The 17,584-nt window shown below is 64.0% G+C and carries 20 protein-coding genes; 15 read left to right on the top strand and 5 right to left on the bottom strand.

Features of this window, described 5'->3' with window-relative positions; translation table 11 throughout:
- The first annotated feature begins 93 nt into the window (after window positions 1–93).
- The 4 genes from proC to BN1136_RS18040 are packed head-to-tail and all read left to right on the top strand — an operon-like array spanning window position 94 to window position 2,226.
- Window positions 94–918 carry a pyrroline-5-carboxylate reductase gene (gene proC, locus BN1136_RS18055; RefSeq protein ID WP_043757530.1) on the top strand — a complete coding sequence of 275 codons (825 nt, stop codon included), beginning with the start codon at window positions 94–96 and terminating at the stop codon, window positions 916–918.
- 24 nt (window positions 919–942) lie between these two features.
- Entirely contained in the window at window positions 943–1,494 is a 552-nt protein-coding gene (locus BN1136_RS18050) for a YggT family protein (protein ID WP_043809029.1), read from the top strand.
- Window positions 1,494–1,802, top strand: coding sequence for a DUF167 family protein YggU (gene yggU / locus BN1136_RS18045; protein WP_043809026.1), 309 nt, complete (start codon window positions 1,494–1,496; stop codon window positions 1,800–1,802). The genes BN1136_RS18050 and yggU overlap by 1 nt, the downstream gene beginning before the upstream one ends.
- 4 nt (window positions 1,803–1,806) lie before the next feature.
- Complete coding sequence (locus BN1136_RS18040) at window positions 1,807–2,226, top strand: DUF4426 domain-containing protein (protein ID WP_043757560.1); 420 nt, start codon at window positions 1,807–1,809, stop codon at window positions 2,224–2,226.
- A 72-nt stretch (window positions 2,227–2,298) separates the two neighbouring features.
- On the opposite strand, the gene BN1136_RS18035 is transcribed toward BN1136_RS18040, so the two are convergent.
- From BN1136_RS18035 to BN1136_RS18025, 3 genes are all read right to left on the bottom strand, one after another.
- Window positions 2,299–3,129: a CPBP family intramembrane glutamic endopeptidase gene (locus BN1136_RS18035; protein ID WP_043757562.1), complete on the bottom strand. Its 831-nt coding sequence runs from the start codon at window positions 3,127–3,129 to the stop codon at window positions 2,299–2,301.
- Between the two features lie 198 nt (window positions 3,130–3,327).
- Window positions 3,328–3,621: a hypothetical protein gene (locus BN1136_RS18030; RefSeq protein ID WP_043757565.1), complete on the bottom strand. Its 294-nt coding sequence runs from the start codon at window positions 3,619–3,621 to the stop codon at window positions 3,328–3,330.
- A gap of 52 nt (window positions 3,622–3,673) precedes the next feature.
- On the bottom strand, window positions 3,674–4,048 hold the full coding sequence (locus BN1136_RS18025; RefSeq protein ID WP_043809022.1) for a YacL family protein: 375 nt from the start codon (window positions 4,046–4,048) through the stop codon (window positions 3,674–3,676).
- 213 nt (window positions 4,049–4,261) lie between these two features.
- Here BN1136_RS18025 and BN1136_RS18020 point away from each other — a divergent pair, with 213 nt between their 5' ends.
- The 7 genes from BN1136_RS18020 (at window position 4,262) to BN1136_RS17990 (ending at window position 11,669) form a co-directional block, all read left to right on the top strand.
- The gene (locus BN1136_RS18020) at window positions 4,262–5,377 is read left to right on the top strand and encodes a sugar diacid recognition domain-containing protein (RefSeq protein WP_043757566.1); all 1,116 of its coding nucleotides are present in this window, start codon (window positions 4,262–4,264) and stop codon (window positions 5,375–5,377) included.
- A gap of 118 nt (window positions 5,378–5,495) precedes the next feature.
- Window positions 5,496–6,758: a GntP family permease gene (locus BN1136_RS18015; protein WP_043757568.1), complete on the top strand. Its 1,263-nt coding sequence runs from the start codon at window positions 5,496–5,498 to the stop codon at window positions 6,756–6,758.
- 9 nt (window positions 6,759–6,767) lie between these two features.
- Entirely contained in the window at window positions 6,768–7,901 is a 1,134-nt protein-coding gene (locus BN1136_RS18010; protein WP_043757571.1) for a glycerate kinase, read from the top strand.
- Window positions 7,902–8,112: 211 nt separating this feature from the next.
- The gene (locus BN1136_RS18005; RefSeq protein WP_043757573.1) at window positions 8,113–8,676 is read left to right on the top strand and encodes an NnrU family protein; all 564 of its coding nucleotides are present in this window, start codon (window positions 8,113–8,115) and stop codon (window positions 8,674–8,676) included.
- 59 nt (window positions 8,677–8,735) lie between these two features.
- Window positions 8,736–9,272 carry a glutathione peroxidase gene (locus BN1136_RS18000; RefSeq protein WP_043757576.1) on the top strand — a complete coding sequence of 179 codons (537 nt, stop codon included), beginning with the start codon at window positions 8,736–8,738 and terminating at the stop codon, window positions 9,270–9,272.
- An 82-nt stretch (window positions 9,273–9,354) separates the two neighbouring features.
- On the top strand, window positions 9,355–10,290 hold the full coding sequence (locus BN1136_RS17995) for a LysR family transcriptional regulator (RefSeq protein ID WP_043757579.1): 936 nt from the start codon (window positions 9,355–9,357) through the stop codon (window positions 10,288–10,290).
- Window positions 10,291–10,472: 182 nt separating this feature from the next.
- Window positions 10,473–11,669, top strand: coding sequence for a NupC/NupG family nucleoside CNT transporter (locus BN1136_RS17990; RefSeq protein ID WP_043757581.1), 1,197 nt, complete (start codon window positions 10,473–10,475; stop codon window positions 11,667–11,669).
- 386 nt (window positions 11,670–12,055) lie between these two features.
- Here BN1136_RS17990 and BN1136_RS17985 read toward each other — a convergent pair whose 3' ends face one another.
- Entirely contained in the window at window positions 12,056–12,550 is a 495-nt protein-coding gene (locus tag BN1136_RS17985) for a methylated-DNA--[protein]-cysteine S-methyltransferase (RefSeq protein WP_043757584.1), read from the bottom strand.
- 25 nt (window positions 12,551–12,575) lie between these two features.
- Window positions 12,576–12,992: an alternative ribosome rescue aminoacyl-tRNA hydrolase ArfB gene (gene arfB / locus BN1136_RS17980; protein WP_043757587.1), complete on the bottom strand. Its 417-nt coding sequence runs from the start codon at window positions 12,990–12,992 to the stop codon at window positions 12,576–12,578.
- Between the two features lie 201 nt (window positions 12,993–13,193).
- Here arfB and glnK point away from each other — a divergent pair, with 201 nt between their 5' ends.
- The 4 genes from glnK (at window position 13,194) to BN1136_RS17960 (ending at window position 17,575) form a co-directional block, all read left to right on the top strand.
- Window positions 13,194–13,532 carry a P-II family nitrogen regulator gene (glnK, locus tag BN1136_RS17975; protein WP_005332325.1) on the top strand — a complete coding sequence of 113 codons (339 nt, stop codon included), beginning with the start codon at window positions 13,194–13,196 and terminating at the stop codon, window positions 13,530–13,532.
- A 238-nt stretch (window positions 13,533–13,770) separates the two neighbouring features.
- Window positions 13,771–14,775 (top strand): Fe(3+) ABC transporter substrate-binding protein, encoded by a 1,005-nt coding sequence (locus BN1136_RS17970; protein WP_043757599.1) that lies wholly within the window; start codon window positions 13,771–13,773, stop codon window positions 14,773–14,775.
- 39 nt (window positions 14,776–14,814) lie between these two features.
- Window positions 14,815–16,440, top strand: coding sequence for an ABC transporter permease (locus BN1136_RS17965; RefSeq protein WP_043757602.1), 1,626 nt, complete (start codon window positions 14,815–14,817; stop codon window positions 16,438–16,440).
- 100 nt (window positions 16,441–16,540) lie between these two features.
- The gene (locus BN1136_RS17960; protein WP_043757606.1) at window positions 16,541–17,575 is read left to right on the top strand and encodes an ABC transporter ATP-binding protein; all 1,035 of its coding nucleotides are present in this window, start codon (window positions 16,541–16,543) and stop codon (window positions 17,573–17,575) included.
- Window positions 17,576–17,584: the final 9 nt, after the last annotated feature.

Genomic DNA, 17,584 nt, shown 5'->3' with positions numbered 1-17,584 from the left:
TATCATCAATGAGGAGTGCGGGATGGTACGCCACGTTGCCGCCGGAGCGGGCAGGCACGGCAGTCCCCTTCACCCCTGCGACAGGAGAGAGTGATGCAACACAGAGTGCTGGCCTTCATCGGCGCAGGCAACATGAGCCGCAGTATCATCGCAGGCCTGATCCAGGCTGGCTATCCGGCTGAACGTATCATCGCGGCCAACCCCAGCCGGCCCAAGCTTGACGAACTGGCCAGCCAGTTCGGCATTCGCATCACCCAGGACAATGCCGAGGCGGCCCGCGAGGCCGAAGTGATCGTACTGGCGGTCAAACCCCAGCTGATGGCGGGCATGCTGGCCGCGCTGGTAGCCAAACTCGGGTCGCTGGAAGGCAAGCTGCTCGTCTCCATCGCCGCCGGCATCCGGGTTGAGCGGTTGCAGGAGATGGCGGGGGGCCATGGCCGCATCATCCGCACCATGCCCAACACCCCCTCCCTGCTGGGGCTGGGGATGACGGGGCTCTACGCGCCGTCAGGCATCGAGCAGGCCGATCGCGACTTTGCCGAGCAGATGATGCAGTCGGTGGGCAAGACCCTCTGGGTGGAGCAGGAGTCCGGTATCAACGGCGTCATCGCGGCGGCGGGCAGTGCCCCGGCCTACTTCTTCCTGTTCATGCAGGCGATTGCCGAAGAGGCGGAGGCCATGGGCTTTACACCGGAGCAGGCCCGCCTGCTGGTACAGCAGACGGCGCTGGGGGCTGCCGCCATGGTGGCGCAGAATCCCGATCTGTCGCTGCAGACCCTGCGCGAGCAGGTGACCAGCAAGGGCGGCACCACGGCCGAAGCCGTCAAGACATTCCAGGAGCAGGGGCTGATGCCGCTGACCGCGCGTGCCATGCAGGCGGCCGTTACCCGGGCCGGCGAGATGGAAACCCTTTTTTGAACCCTCTTTGAGCAAGGAGCCCGGATGAACACGGCTTACTTTTTGATTAACACGGTTTTTGATCTCTACCTCATGGTGGTGCTGCTGCGGGTCTGGTTGCAGTGGGCCCGCGCCGACTTCTACAACCCCATGAGCCAGATGGTGGTCAAGCTGACCAATCCGCTGGTGGTGCCTCTGCGTCGCGTCATTCCCGGCTTTGGCGGGCTGGACATGGCCTCGGTGCTGCTGGCGCTCCTCATCGCCTTCGCCAAGCTGGCGCTGCTCAAGAGCATGAACGTGCTGCTGACCGACTGGCTGACCCTCAGCCTGTTTGCGGCGCTCACCGTGCTGAAGAAGGCGGGCTCCATGATCTTCTGGATCCTGTTGATCCGCGCCATCCTGAGCTGGGTCAGCCAGGGCCGCAACCCCATCGAATACGTGATGCACCAGCTGACCGAGCCCTTCCTGGCGCCGATCCGCCGCATCCTGCCGGCCCTGGGCGGGCTGGATCTCTCCGTGCTGGTCGCCTTCATCGCGCTGCAGGCCATAAACTATCTGTTGGGGGATCTGTTCGGTCAGCTGTGGTGGATGATCTGATGCCAGCCGTCCTGCGGGAAGGGAACGAGCTTGTGCTGCATCTCATGATCCAGCCCAAGGCAAGCCGGGATCAGATCGTCGGATTGCACGGGGACGAGTTGAAAGTGGCCATCACGGCGCCGCCGGTGGATGGTCAGGCCAACAGTCACCTGATCAAGTACCTGGCCAAGCAGTGCAAGGTGGCCAAGGGGCAGGTTCGCATCGTGCGGGGGGAGCTGGGTCGCCACAAGACGGTTGCCATCGAGGCGCCGAGGCAGATCCCCGCCGAGATCGCCGCCCTGCTGGAGAGTGGAACACGAGAAGGATGACATCATGAAAACAGTCTGGATGAGCTGCCTGCTGGCACTCCTGATGGTGCTGCCGGTGCGGGCCGAACAGATGAAGGAGCTGGGCCCCTGGCGGGTGCACTACAGCGCCTTCAACTCCAGCTTCCTCACCCCCGAGGTGGCCAAGGCCTATGGTCTGGAGCGCAGTCGCTACAACGGCATCGTCAACATCGCGGTGCAAAACAAGCAGGGGGTGGCGCAGGCGGTGGGGATCAGCGGCGAGGCCAAGAACCTCACCGGGACACTCCGTACCCTGCAGTTTCAGGAGGTGAAGGAGGGGGATTCCATCTACTACCTGGCGGTGCTGCCCTATCGCAACGAGGACACCTACCAGTTCACCCTGACGATCATGGGGGAGGGGCAGAAGCAGACGCTGACCTTCCAGCAGACCTTCTACGTGGACTGACACCCCGGGCCTGACGAGATGCCCCGCACCTGCCGGTGCGGGGCATTTTTTTATCCGTGAAACCGAGGCTTGTCAGCGGCTGGCCAGCGGGTAGGTGAACAGGGCCAGATGGGCGAGGTTGAACAGGAAGTGGAGCAGGATGGCGACGCCGAGCCGCCCGCTCAGCTGGAATGCCAGGCCATAGCAGGCGCCGGCCAGGGTGGCGAACAGCACCAGCAGCGGGCCACCAGCCAGGTGCGCGGCCCCGAACAGCAGACTGGCGACGCAGATGCCTGCCCAGGCACGGCTGCGCGTCGTGATGGCCTGCTGGATAACCCCCCGAAACAGCGCCTCCTCCGCCACGCAGGTGAACAACAGGTTGTTGAACGCGAACAGCCACCACCAGCGGGGCAGGCCGACCTCGGGTTTGAGGGCGCCCAGTTGCCAGGCGGCGATCAGCAGGGCGGCCAGGGGTAACAGCAACAGGGCAAGTGGTCGCCAGCGCAGGGGGCCTCCCGGGCCGAGCAGGGTGGGCCAGGCCAGCAACAGGCCGAAGAAGATGAGCGGCTTGTCCAGGTTGAGGTAGAGGGTGAAGGGCACGCTGGCGGGGCCGGCCTGCACCCTGTCCAGCACCCGCAAGTTGTCAAAACCCGGGACCAGGTGCAGGGTCAGGGCGATGGCCCAGAGCATCACCAGCGCGAGGGCCATCCCGCGCCAGGGCTGGGGCAGGGCGGGGGTACGCCAGGCGAGCAGCAAGCCCGCGACGCTGACGGTGAGGGCCAGCGGCGTGATGCGGCCCAGCCAGAGCGCGCCGAGCAGGGCGATGCCAAGCAGGAAGAGGCCAGGGATGCGCTGGCGGACCAGGCAGAGCAGCACGGCCAGCGCCAGTACGGCCCAGATCAGGGAATCAGGAAGTGGCAGCATTGAGTCTCCTTTGATCTTCGAGGGGACGCACCTTAACGAGCCGTCCCGCCATGACACAAGGGTCAATAGCGTGGTCGTAGCCCTGGCTGCCGGTGAGCCCGCTTCCGGCACCATAAAAAAAGCCGGAGCAGGGCTCCGGCTTTTTGCAAGGTCTGACGACCGGGTCGGCATGTCTCGCCATCGGCGTGAGCGTGGGCCTTAGCGGCCTGACTCGGCGATGACCCGGGCGATGATGTCGGCGCGCTTGGTCGCTTCCAGCTCGCCCAGGGCGATGAGGCCGGCCTTGAAGATGACGTTCTTCGGCAGGCTGACGTCGTCCAGGGTGGTGATGGCCTCAACGTGCATGCCGTTCAGGCGGCTGGCATCGCGTGGGCTCAGGTTGACCTGGGTGTTCAGCACCTGCTTGCCCTTTTTCTTGGCCGGGGCGGCTTTCTTCGGCTGATCCTGTTCGTCTTCTTCTGGCAGTTCGTCGTCAAAATCGTAAATAGACATAGTCAATCCTGTTGGGTTGCAGCGGGCGGTCGCGCCCGGTCGATAAAAGGGTCTAGCCCATATCCTCGTTGCGGATAAAGGCGCGCCAGGAGGTGAGGACCTGGGCAAAATCTTCCAGCCCGCACATGGCCAGCTGTTCATCATCGTAGTAGGCGAGATCGTCGAGATCCTCGTCCAGCGCGATATTGAGGACGTTGGCCTTGACCTCCGCCTCCTCATGGGTGAGCAGCAGGGAGTAGTCCCCCCCGGCCAGCTGGTACTCGACGCGAGTACGGCTGGAGAGCTCGTCGATGATGGAGAACAGCTCGTCGAGCTTCTCCTCATCCTTGCCCACCTCGTCGATCAGCCACTGGCCGATGGCTTCGTGGCCCATGGAGAACCGGGCGCGATAGCCACCGAACGGGTCGCGGCGAAATTCATAGTCCATAGCGGAATCCATCAGATAACGGCAGGTGCATCGCCAAGGGTCGCGTCAAATCCGTGATCCCGGGCGGGTCACACCTGAGGTAAAGTGGCCTATTCTAGCGATCCCCCCCTCGCTTGTCTTGATGATGTGGCATCTTTGCGCTGCTACCCAGGCTTTTACACGGAGTTTCCATGCCCTTCATATCCTGTTCCCCCTTCCTAGAGCGGAGTCCTCATGCAGCTTGATGCCATTCTCGCGCGGCAGATCGTCAGCCGGGCCATGAAGATATTGTCCTTCTCGGTCAACGTCATGGACGAGCATGGCCTGATCATCGCATCCGGCAATCCGGAGCGGCTGCATCAGCGCCACGAGGGGGCGGTGCTGGCCCTGACCGAGAACCGGGTGGTGGAGATCAGCGAGGCGACGGCCCAGCAGCTCAAAGGGGTGAGGCCCGGCATCAACCTGCCCATCGCCTACCAGGGGGAGCTGCTCGGGGTCATCGGCATCTCGGGGGATCCGGACATCGTTCGTGCTTACGCCGAGTTGGTGCGCATGACTGCCGAGCTCATCCTGGAGCAGGCGGCGCTCACCGAGCAGCTGCAGTGGGACAAGCGCCACAAGGAGGAACTGGTGTTGCAACTCATCCGTGGCGAGGGGCGGGTGGACCAGCTGCAGCAGGCGGCCCGCTTCCTAGAACTGGATCTGACCCAGCCCCGGGTGGTGGCGGTACTGGCCCTGGAGGAGGCAGAGCCCGCCCGCCTGCGGGAGCTGGTGCATCTGCTGGAGCACCCGGAGCGGGACAACCTGGTGGCCATCAACGGCCTGGACGAGATAGTGGTGCTCAAGCCGGCCCAACTGAGCGACGGCGTGTGGCAGTCGGCCCAGGAGCGCAGCCGTATCAGGCAGCTGCTCGCCCGCATTCCCCACTTCCGGGTGCGCATCGGGGTGGGTGATTACTTCGCCGGGATAGAGGGGCTGGCGCTCTCCTACCAGACGGCGCGGGACACCTTGCACCGTGGCATGCGCCAGGCGCCCCGCAAGCAGGTCTACTTCTTCGAGGATTACCGGCTGCCCGTGCTGCTCGGCAGCCTGGCGGACTCCTGGCAGGCGGATCAGCTGCGGGCGCCCCTGCTGGCGCTCGCGAAAGAGGACACCAAGGGGGTGCTGCAAAAGACGCTGCGCCAATATTTCTTGCAGGATTGTGATCTGCATCCCTGTGCCGATGCCCTCTTCATTCACCCCAATACCCTGCGTTATCGGCTGACCCGGATAGAGCAGATAACCGGGTTGAATTTCAACAAGTTAGACGACAAGTTTCTGCTCTATCTCGGGCTCAGTCTCGACAGTTGATTTGTTTTTTTGAACATAAATGTTGATTTTAAAACGGTGATTTTTGGCTTTTTTGCCAAAGCATTCCGGGCGGGGATCTCCATAATGGCGCCACTCATTACAACAAAAGGTGCCCGTCATGATCCCTGTATCCGCGCTCGGCGCTCTCGCCGCGCTCTCCATCGCCATCTTCCTCATTCTGAAGAAGGTGCCGCCCGCCTACGGCATGATCGTCGGCGCCCTGGCCGGCGGCCTGATCGGCGGGGCCGATCTGACCCAGACCGTCGCCCTGATGATCGGCGGCGCCCAGGGGATCACCACCGCCGTGATGCGGATCCTGGCGGCTGGCGTGCTGGCCGGCGTGCTCATCGAGTCGGGCGCCGCCACCACCATCGCCGAGACCATAGTCCGCAAACTCGGTGAGACCCGTGCCCTGCTGGCATTGGCCCTGGCCACCCTGATCCTGACTGCGGTCGGCGTCTTCGTGGACGTGGCGGTCATCACGGTCGCCCCCATAGCGCTCGCCATCGCGCGCCGTGCCGATCTCTCCAAGGCGGCCATCCTGCTGGCGATGATAGGCGGCGGCAAGGCGGGCAACGTCATGTCCCCGAACCCCAATGCCATTGCCGCTTCCGATGCCTTCCACCTGCCCCTCACCTCGGTGATGGCGGCCGGCATCATCCCGGGCCTGTTCGGCCTGGTGATGGCCTACTGGCTTGCCAAGCGCCTCAACAACAGGGGCAGCAAGGTAGCTGCCGACGAGGTGGTGAGCTTCGACGGCGTCAAGCTGCCGGGCTTTGCCGCCGCCATCAGTGCGCCCCTGGTGGCCATCCTGCTGCTGGCCCTGCGCCCCGTCGCCGGCATAGTGGTGGATCCGCTCATCGCGCTGCCCTTGGGCGGTCTGGTCGGCGCCCTGATGATGGGCAAGTTCTCCAAAGTGAACCAGTTTGCGGTCTCGGGCCTCGCCCGCATGGCGCCGGTCGCCATCATGCTGCTGGGGACAGGGACTCTGGCGGGCATCATCGCCAACTCCGGCCTGAAGGATGTGCTGATCAGCGGCCTGACCGCCTCCGGCCTGCCCTCCTACCTGCTGGCCCCCATCTCGGGCGCCCTGATGTCGCTGGCGACCGCTTCGACCACGGCCGGTACAGTGGTTGCTTCAAACGTGTTCAGCGCCACCCTGATCGAGCTCGGCGTTACCAGCCTGGCGGGGGCCGCCATGATCCACGCCGGTGCCACCGTGTTTGACCACATGCCCCATGGCTCCTTCTTCCACGCTACCGGGGGCAGCGTCCACATGGGGGTCAGCGAGCGGCTCAAGCTCATCCCCTACGAAACCGCCGTCGGCCTGACCATTGCCGCCGTCTCCACCCTGATGTTTGGCGTGTTTGGCCTCGCCTAAGGAACTGATATGAAAATTGTGATCGCCCCGGATTCATTCAAGGAGAGCCTGAGCGCCATGGCGGTGGCTGATGCCATCGAGGCCGGTTTCAAGCAGGTGCTGCCGGATGCCACCTACGTCAAGCTGCCCATGGCCGATGGTGGCGAGGGGACGGTGCAGTCCCTGGTGGATGCCACCGGAGGCCGCATCCTGCCGGTCGAGGTGACCGCGCCCCTTGGCAACCGGGTGCAGGGCTTCCTCGGCTTGCTGGGGGATGGCAAGCGTGCCGTCATCGAGATGGCGGCAGCCTCCGGCCTGCATCTGGTGGAGCCGGAGCTGCGCAATCCGCTGCTCACCTCGAGCTTTGGCACTGGCGAGCTGATCCTGGCGGCCCTCGATCTGGGGGTGACCCACCTCATCCTCGGCATCGGTGGCAGTGCCACCAACGACGGCGGTGCCGGCATGATCCAGGCCCTCGGCGGCAAGCTCTTGAAGGCGGACGGTTCGCCCATCGCCCTGGGGGGCGGTGGCCTGAGTGAGCTGGCCAGCATCGACCTGAGCATGCTGGACTCGCGTCTGAGTGGGCTTCACATCGAGGTGGCCTGCGACGTGAACAATCCGCTGTGCGGGCCCAAGGGGGCATCTGCCGTGTTTGGTCCGCAGAAGGGGGCCACACCGGCGATGGTGGCCGAGCTGGATGCCAACCTGGCCCGCTATGCGGACTGCATCGAACAGGCGCTGGGCCATCAGGTGAAGGAGATCCCGGGCACCGGCGCCGCCGGTGGCATGGGGGCCGCCCTGATCGGCCTGCTCGGCGCCGAGCTCAAGCCCGGCATCCAGATCGTCATTGAGGCGCTGAAGCTGGCGGACGCGGTGGCGGATGCGGATCTCGTGATCACCGGTGAGGGGCGGATCGACAGCCAGACCATCCACGGCAAGACGCCCATCGGCGTGGCCCGCTGCGCCAAGCAGTTTGGCAAGCCGGTGATCGGCATCGCGGGCTGTCTCACCGACGACTGCGGCGTGGTGCACGAGCATGGGCTGGACGCGGTCTTCGCCGTGGTCAACCGGGCCATGTCCCTGCCGGAGGCGCTCGCCACCGCGACCACCAACCTGCAGCTCACGGCCCGCAACGTGGCCGCCCTCTATCTGCTGCGCAACTGATGCTCTTCTGGCCGGTGCCTGGCACCGGCCTCACCCTGCCCCGTGCAACCGAGGCGGCAGCTTGCCTGCCGCGCCTTCGACGCACTTGCCGATCCCCGGATCGGCTTTTTTATTATCCTGCTGTCTTTTATATGGTTTTTGTATTCTGACGCGAGGCTTTGCGGCATAGTGATCTCCTCAATTGCGAGGGGCAATGTGCGAGGAGCCACCCATGATCCTGCTGACCCTGGGGGTAGTGCTGTTTACCCTGACCCACCTCTATCCCTGCTTCGCCGCGGCCCACCGGGCCCGCCTGCGCGAACGGCTGGGGGAGAACCGCTACAAGGGGCTCTTCTCGCTGCTGGTGTTCGTCGCCATTGCCTGCATCCTGGCCGGCTGGCGCAGCGCCAGCCCATTGCCGCTCTACCCGCTGCCCGCCTGGGGCCCGATCCTGACCATGGCGGCCATGCCGGTATCCCTGATCCTGCTGTGCAGCGGGCAGGGCCAGAATCACCTGCGCCGCTGGCTGGTGCATCCCCAGTTGCTCGGTACCCTGCTCTGGGCCGGCGCCCACCTGACGGTCAACAGCGAGGCCCGCTCCCTGGTGCTGTTCGGGGGTATCGGCCTCTGGGCGCTGGTAAGCATCGTCTGGATTTCGGTGCGGGACTGGCAGCAGAAGCCGCGGCCCGAAGCGAGCTGGCAGGGAACCGGGATCAGCCTGGGTGCCGGTCTGGCGATCACGGCCTTGCTCATCTTCTGGGGCCATGGCTGGCTGACCGGGATCCCGCTGCACTGATCCCTGAACCTAGTGCGTGGATCTTGCGTATGATGGAGAAAACGCGAGGAGTCACGTCGATGAAATGGTTCACCCTGCTGTTGTTGCTCGGCTCGGGCGCGGCGTCTGCCGCCTGCCCCGATTACCTCAACGTGGAGATGCGGGAGCTCAACAGCACCCGGCGCCACAACCTCTGCCAGCTGACCGAGGGCAAGGTGGTACTGGTGGTCAACACCGCTTCCTACTGCGGGTACAGCGGCCAGTTCCGGGATCTGGAGGCGCTCTATCAGGGTTACAAGGAGCAGGGGCTGATGGTGCTGGGCTTCCCCTCCAACGACTTCTGGCAGGAGGCGGGCAACGAGAACAAGACCGCCGAGGTGTGCCGGCGCGATTACGGGGTGACTTTCCCCATGTTCAACCGGGTGGCGGTGCGGGGTTCGGATGCGGTGCCCCTGTTCAAGGGGCTGGCCGCTGCTGCCGACGGTGACGCCCCCAACTGGAACTTCCACAAATACCTGGTGGGCCGCGATGGCAAACTGATTGCGAGCTATGGCGCCAACCAGAATCCGGCCAGGGATCCGCTCAAGGGGCAGATCATCGAGGCGCTGGCACGCTGACCCTACCCCCTGGCGGGCCGCTCTGGAATAATGGGGGCCCGCCCCTCACTCTGGTTATCCCGTGCTGCAACGTCTTCCCCAAATGGTGATCTTCGATGCCCTGGTTCGCGAGCAGGGCATCTCGGCGGCCGCGCGCCGGCTCGGGGTCTCCAAGTCCCACATCAGCAAGCAGCTCGCCCTGCTGGAGACCGGACTCGGGGCTCAGCTGGTACAGCGCACCACCCGCCGCTTCGCCCTGACCGAGCTCGGCCAGGAGTATGCCCGCCACTGCCATGCCCTGGTGGCGGTGGCCCAGGAGGCGGAGTCCATGGTGGCGGAGCGTCGCGGCAAGGTGAGCGGCGTGCTGCATCTGGGGGTCGGCCAGTCCTTCGGCCGGCTGCACGTGATCCCGCTGCTCAAGGCCTTCCAGACCCGTTACCCCGATCTGGAGCTGGAAGTCTCCCTGTTCGATCGCCGTACCAATCTGGTGGATGAGGGGCTGGATCTCTGGATCACCACTTTTGAGGACAAGCCCCAGGGGCTGGTGGGGCAGCGGCTGGCGGATATCGGCTTCGTGCTGGTGGCCTCGCCGGACTATCTGCTGAGCCACGGCACGCCGCTGCACCCCAGGGATCTGGCCCAGCACAACTGCATCACCTACCAGAGCCGGGAGCGGCGCTACCACGAGTGGTCGTTTCGTCAGGGCAAGGAGCGCCAGACGGTGCAGGTGGCGGGCAACTACCGGGTGGATCTGGCGGAGGCGGTGCGCGACGCCGCCCTGGCCGGGCTCGGCATCGCCTATGTGGCGAACTACCTGCTGGACAAGGAGCTGCAGTCAGGCCAGCTCATTCCCCTGCTGCCCCAGTGGCAGCCGAACCAGAAGATGGCGGTGCACGCCGTCTACGCCAGAAGGGAGCACCTGGACCCCAAGATCCGTCTCTTCATCGACTTCCTCAAGGAGAGCTTCGGCCCCCATCCCTATTGGGAGCAGCATCTCGCCCCCTGGCTCGGGGGAAAATTGTCCGGCCTGGAGAAATGATCGTTTCCATATAAGAACACTGACTTTCGCTTGATACCAAAATCGAGCCAAATCAGTCAGTTGCCGCAACCGGTATCGTGCAAACGTTTTTGCTAACAGGGCTGTAACCAACTGGACTTGCAGTGGCGGGGCAGGGGGCGCAGAATCCGCGCCCATCTTTTGCCCCACCTGATGGAGTTCCTATGATTGCCCTGCTCGGCATCCTGAGCATCCTGGCCCTGGCCACGCTCTGCTCTGATAATCGTCGTCGTATCCCGTTGCGAACAGTGGGCCTGGCCCTCTGCCTGCAAGTGCTCTTCGCTGCCCTGGTACTCTGGCTGCCCGCTGGTCAGCAGGTGCTCAACGGCGTCAGCGAGAGCGTCAGCAGCGTGATCGGTTACGGTCAGGAGGGGATCGCCTTCCTGTTCGGCGATCTGGCCAAGTTCAAGCTCGGCTTCATCTTCGCCTTCAACGTGCTGCCGGTGATCATCTTCTTCTCCGCGGTGATCGCCATCCTCTACCACATCGGCCTGATGCCGAAAGTGATTGCCCTTCTAGGTGGCGGCCTGCAGAAGTTGCTGGGCACCGGTCGGGCCGAGAGCCTCTCCGCCACCGCCAACATCTTCGTCGGCATGGTGGAGGCGCCCCTGGTGGTCAAACCCTATCTCTCCAAAATGTCCGATTCCCAGTTCTTCGCGGTGATGAGCTGCGGCCTCGCCTCGGTCGCTGGCGGCACCCTGGTGGGGTATGCCAGCATAGGTGTCGAGCTGAAATACCTGATCGCGGCGGCCTTCATGTCGGCGCCTGCGGGGCTTGCCATGGCCAAGATCCTGGTGCCGCCCGCTGCCGAAGAGGTGGATCATCACGAGGACGTGGTGATCCCCCGCGCCACCAACGTGATTGAGGCGGCCGCCGATGGCGCCATGTCCGGTCTCAACATCGCCGTCGCCGTGGGCGCCACCCTGCTGGCCTTCGTCGGGGTGATCGCCCTGCTCAACGGTCTGCTGGGCTGGGCCGGTGACCTGGTGGGGCTGGAGCTGAGCTTCCAGATCCTCCTGGGTTGGTTGTTCGCCCCCGTCTCCTGGCTGATCGGTGTGCCCTGGGAGCAGGCCCAGGCCGCAGGCGCCCTGATCGGCACCAAGATTGTCATCAACGAGTTCGTCGCCTTCATCGCCTTGGTGCAGGATCAGACGCTGGATGCCTCGAGCAAGGCCATCGTCACCTTTGCCCTGTGCGGTTTCGCGAACATCTCCTCCATGGCGATCCTGATCGGCGGCCTGGGGGCCATGGTGCCGGAGCGCAAGTCTTTCATCGCCCGCTACGGCATGCGTGCCATCATGGCGGGGGTGCTGGCAAACCTGATGAGCGCCTCGCTGGCCGGGCTCTTCCTCGCCCTCTGATTGATCCACTCAACCGGCACCACCGGTCAGAGCCCGCTTCGGCGGGCTTTTTTGTGGCTGTTCGTCGGCAAAAAAAAAGCGCCTCAGAGGAGGCGCGGGGAAAAAGACAGATTGGAAGCGTCACATGGGTGCCACTTGAATGAGGGATGAGCCATGTCATCCAAGTGTGAAGTCATGATGCCTGAGGGTGTCTGAAGCCCTTCTGAGGTGATGCTTCATATTCCGTTCATTTTGGAAACACTGGCTGATGCCTGTGAGGTGCAGGGCTCATGCTGCATTCATTTCAATGATCAGTGTTTTATCCGCTGGCAAGGGGTTGGCTCCCGGTCACGGCTTGCTGTGATTCTAGCGCCAGCAGTCAGCACTTGATGGTGGGGATGTCATTTTCAGGGGCGCAGTACGAAGTCGCCGGCAGCCTGCTGCTCCAGCGCCAGTAGCCAGCGTTTGATGGGGATGCCGCCCGCATAGCCGGTCAGCTCGCCGCTGCGACCGATCACCCGGTGGCAGGGCACTATGATGCTCAAGGGGTTGCGCCCGTTGGCGGCGCCCACCGCCCGCACCGCCCTGGGGTTGCCGATGGCCTGGGCTATCTCGAGGTAGCTGACGGTCTGGCCGTAAGGAATGTCGCACAGGGCGCGCCACACCGACTGCTGGAACGGGGTACCCCGGGCGGCCATGGGCAGATCGAAGTGGCGCAGCCGGCCGGCGAAGTAGGCGTCAAACTGCTCGACGAAGGGGGCCAGGGCCTGGTCATCCCGCTGCCAGTCCGGCTGCGGCAGGATGGGGCGCTCCCCCTGCATGAACTCCACGTGACGCAGGCCGCCCTGATCGATGGCGACGAGCAGGGGCCCCTGGCGGCACTCACAAAAACTGTACTTCACGGTGTCTCCTCCGAAGGATGGCGAGCTAATCCAGCACGGGTTTGCCACGGGTGGATTTGATCTCCCCCTTGCGCTTCTTGGCGTCGACCCGCTTGCGCTGGGAGCTGCGGGTCGGTTTGGTGGCGTGGCGGGCCTTGGGGCGCCAGGCGGCTTTTTTCAGCAGCTCGGTCAGGCGGCTCATGGCCTCCTTGCGGTTCATGTCCTGGCTGCGGTGGGTCTCGACCCTGATCTGGATGAAGCCGTCGTGGACCCGGCTGTCACTGAGTTTCTCCAGCCCCTCCTTATAGAGATCCGGCAGGCTGGGGGAGTCGCGGTAATCGAAGCGCAGCCAGACGGCGGAGTCGGTCTTGTTGACGTGCTGGCCCCCGGCTCCCTGGGCGCGCATGGTCTGAAACTGCAGCTCGTGCCAGGGGATGATCACGCTGTTGGAGATGACTAACATGGGGTGATGCTCTCATTTGGTGCATCAAGGAAGTCTGGTGCAGCTTGGTGCCTCATAATGGGGCGAGATGCGCGTCCTTGGTGATCCGGAGCCGCAAAGGCTCGAGGTTTAATGGCTATCTTTATGAAAGTAAACAATAAAAATAATTGGCACAAGAATTGATGACCCATTCATGACATACCATGGATTGGGAGCAACCAGATGAAGCTGATTACTGCGATTATCAAACCCTTCAAGTTGGACGACGTGCGCGAGGCCATCGCCAACCTGGGGGTGGAAGGCCTGACCGTCTCGGAGGTCAAGGGCTTTGGTCGCCAGAAGGGGCATACCGAATTATATCGGGGGGCCGAGTACCAGGTCGACTTCCTGCCGAAGGTGAAGCTGGAGATCGCCACCGCCGACGAAAACGTGGAAGGGGTGATCGAGGCCATCTGCAAGGCGGCCTATACCGGCAAGATCGGTGACGGCAAGATCTTCGTCTACGACCTGCTGCAGGCGGTGCGCATCCGGACCGGCGAGAGCGACGACGAGGCGCTCTGATGCCGCGACCGGTCATGTCGCTGCCGCGGGGGGCGGCAGGGATGGCCGGAGTGCGATGCCTGTAGCATGAAAAACTGGCCTTCAAGGGGCTGGATGGAACACCATCCGGCCCTTTTCCTTTGGTCAATGGTTAAATATGTGATCCTACCTCCCTGAACCGCCTTGATCCGGTGGCCGCGCCTCGTGCAGAATGCAAACGAAAATGGTTATCAATCGATACGCACACAAGGAACGGACAATGAAAATGAAGATGCTGGCGCTGGCTCTCTCCACCCTGGCCGCCCAGTCGGCATTCGCCGCTGAAGTGAACGTCTACTCCACCCGCCAGGATGAGCTGATCAAGCCCATCATCCAGCAGTTCGAGAAGGAGACCGGGATCAAGGTCAACGTGGTGTTCGCCAAAGAGGGGCTGAACGAGCGTCTGGAGCGGGAAGGCAAGCTCTCCCCGGCGGATCTGATGCTGACCGTCGACATCAGCCGTCTGACCGACCTGGTGGACAAGGACCTGGTGCAGCCGGTGGACAGCGAGACCCTGCAGGAGAACATTCCCTCCATCTATCGGGATCCGGAGAACCGCTGGTTCGCCCTGACTACCCGGGTGCGCGCCATCTACTCCAGCAAGGAGCGCCTCGGCAAGCTGGCCACCATCAGCTACGAAGATCTGGCCAAGCCTGAATTCAAAGGAAAAATTTGTACTCGCAGCGGCAAGCACGAGTACAATGTGGCGCTGGTCTCCTCCATGATCGCCCATCACGGTATGGCGGATGCCAAGACCTGGCTGGAAGGGGTCAAGGCCAACCTGGCACGCAAGCCACAGGGCAACGATCGGGATCAGGTCAAGGCAATCAAGGACGGCATCTGCGATATCTCCCTGGGCAACAGCTACTACCTGGGCGCCATGCTGAAGGATCCGGCGCAGAAGTCCTGGGCTGATGCAGTTGAGATCAACTTCCCGAACCAGGGTGATCGCGGTGCCCACGTCAACGTGAGCGGCGTGGCCATGACCAAGTATGCCAAGAACAAGGACGCCGCCCGGAAGCTGATGGAGTTCCTCTCCGGCGACACCGCCCAGCACATGTATGCGGATGTGAATGCCGAGTACCCGGTCAAGGCCGGTGTCGAGCCTTCCGCCATGGTCAAGTCCTGGGGCAGTTTCAAGGCTGACGCCCTGCCGGTCAGCGACTACGCCAAGCACCGCAAGGACGCCTTGCAGCTGCTGGATGAAGTGAAATTCGACTTGTAATCAGATGGGGCCAAGGGCCCCATCAACCTCTGTGGACTCATGAAAAATTTTGGATGGATTGCCGGCAGCTGGGCCACCGCCCTGCTGCTGGGTTTGCCGGTGCTTGCCCTCGTCTTTTCGGCCCTCTCGGCTGACGGGGATCTGTTTGCCCACCTCGCCGATACGGTACTGATCGATTACCTTCGCAACACCTCGGGTCTGGTGCTGGGGGTCGTGCTGCTCAGTCTGCTGTTCGGGGTGCCCACCGCCTGGCTGGTGGCCATGTGCCAGGTGCCGGGACGACGCGCCCTGCAGTGGGCGCTGATGCTGCCCATGGCCATGCCCTCCTATATCGTCGCCTACGTCTACACCGACCTGCTCGACTATTCGGGCCCGCTGCAGGCGGGGCTGCGAGCACTCTTTGGCTGGAACAGTCCGGCCGATTACTGGTTTCCGGCCATTCGCTCCCTTGGCGGCGCCGCCTGGGTGCTGGCCCTGGTGCTCTTCCCCTATGTCTACTTGCTGGCGCGAGCCTCCTTCCTGGAGCAGTCGGTCAGTCTCATTCACTCCAGTCGCCTGCTCGGCTGCACACCCTGGCAGAGTTTTCGCCGCCTGAGCCTGCCCCTTGCCCGTCCCGCCATCATGGTGGGGGTGTCCCTGGTGGCGATGGAGACCCTGGCGGACTTCGCCACCGTCCACTTCTTTGCCATCAATACCCTGACGACCGCCATCTACGACACCTGGCTCGGCTATGGCAGCCTGGCCACCGCCGCCAAGCTTTCCTGTCTGATGCTGCTGGCGGTGGTGCTGCTTATCGCCGTGGAGCGCCGCTCACGCCAACGCCAGCAGGTGTTCCAGAAGTCCATGGGGTTCGAGCAGCCGCTGTGCTACCCCCTCACGGGGATGCGGTGCGTGCTGGCTGGCCTCTGGTGCTGGGGGCTGGTGCTGGCGGGGTTCGCCCTGCCGTTCGCCATCCTGCTGGACTACGGGGTGCGCTATTTCGCGCTGTCGTGGACGCCGGAGTTCGTCCGCTTCGCCGGCAACAGCCTGGCGGTCTCGACCCTGGCTGCCCTGCTTGCCATGGGGATCGCCCTGTTGCTCGGCTTCTTCCGCCGCCTCGACGGAAGTACGCGCAGTCTGCTGCCCCTGCGCATCGCCGCCATGGGCTATGCCATGCCGGGCACGGTGCTGGCCATCGGGGTGCTGGTGCCGCTGACGGCGCTGGACTTTGGCATCAACGATCTGGCCGAGTGGCTGGGGATGCAGGGGCCGGGTCTGCTCCTGACCGGCACCCTCACCGCCATCGTGTTCGGCTACCTGGTGCGCTTCGTGGCCATCGCCATCGGCTCGGTGGAGAGCAGCATGAACAAGATTTCCCCCAGCCTCGACATGGCGGCCCGATCCTTGGGGCAGGGGGCGGGCGGCATGCTGCGTCGCATCCATTTGCCGCTGGTGCGGCGCGGCCTCTTTGCCGGCGCCATGCTGGTATTCATCGAATCCATGAAGGAGTTGCCCGCCGCCCTGCTGCTGCGACCGTTCAACTTCGAGACCCTGGCGACCCACGTCTACCAGTTCGTCTCGGACGAGATGCTGGAGCGGGGAGCGCTCGGCGCCATCGTCATCGTGCTGGTGGGGCTCATCCCCCTGGTCTGGATCAACCGCAGCCTGGATGGCCCGGGCCATTGAGCCCGAAAACGTGATATAAACGGCGCCATCGCGCCTTGGCGTGCAGGGTGTCGAGCGGTTGCCGCCGCTTTGGAACAACAGAAATATGAGGATGTCAGTCGTGTCTTGCCTGCAGGTTGAGAATGTCAGCTGCCGCTACAACGGTCGCAATGTGCTGGAGCAGCTGTCCCTGACGGTGGCCGACAACGAGATTGTCTGCCTGCTGGGGGCGAGTGGCTGTGGCAAGACCACCTTGCTCAAGGCGATTGCCGGGCTGTTGCCGCTGGCCGGGGGGGCGATCCGCCTCGGCGAGACACTGCTGGAAGGACCGGGGGAGAATGTGCCTCCCGAGGCGCGCAACATCGGCATGATCTTCCAGGATTACGCCCTCTTTCCCCATCTGACGGTGGCGGACAACATCGGCTTCGGCCTGACGCGGCTCGAGCGTTCCGTGCGCCAGCAGCAGGTGGAGGAGGCGCTGACGCTGGTCAATCTGCAGGGGCTGGGGGAGCGCTATCCCCATCAGCTCTCCGGCGGCCAGCAGCAACGGGTCGCCATTGCCCGTGCCCTGGTGTGCAAGCCACGGTTGATGCTGCTGGATGAACCCTTCTCCAACATCGACACCCAGGTGCGGATGAAGCTCATCCTCGAGATCCGCACCCTGCTCAAGCAACAGGGCATAGGAGCCATCTTCGTTAGCCACAGCAAGGAGGAGGCCTTCGCTTTCGCCGATCGGCTGGCACTGTTCCGGGCCGGCCACATCGAGCAGGCGGGGCAGCCGGAGCAGCTCTATCGCCGCCCCGAGAACCGCTTCGTGGCGGAGTTTCTCGGCGGGGTCAACTACCTGGACGCCGAGGTGGTGGACAGCCACTGCGTGCAGACCATCCTCGGGACCATCTGTGGTCACGAGCCTCATGGCCGTGCGGTCGGGGAGCGGCTGCAGCTCATGCTCAGGCCCCAGCAGCTGGCGCTGACGACGGCGGCTGACGGCGAGCTGACGGTGCGGGAGCAGCAGTTCCTGGGTCATCACTGCCGCGTGCTGGTGGAGTGCGCGGGGCAGCAGCTGGAGGCCAGCATAGGGGAGCCCCTGGAGGGAGAGAGGGCGCGGGTGGCCGTGGCCCCCCATTCCCTGGTGTTGTTTGACCCCTTGCCCTGAGCGCGCGAT

Source organism: Aeromonas taiwanensis (assembly GCF_000820165.1).
In the GTDB taxonomy this organism is placed as follows: domain Bacteria; phylum Pseudomonadota; class Gammaproteobacteria; order Enterobacterales; family Aeromonadaceae; genus Aeromonas; species Aeromonas taiwanensis.
The sequence above is the reverse complement of the archived record's forward strand: the minus strand, read 5'-3'. Positions and strand labels throughout refer to the sequence as shown.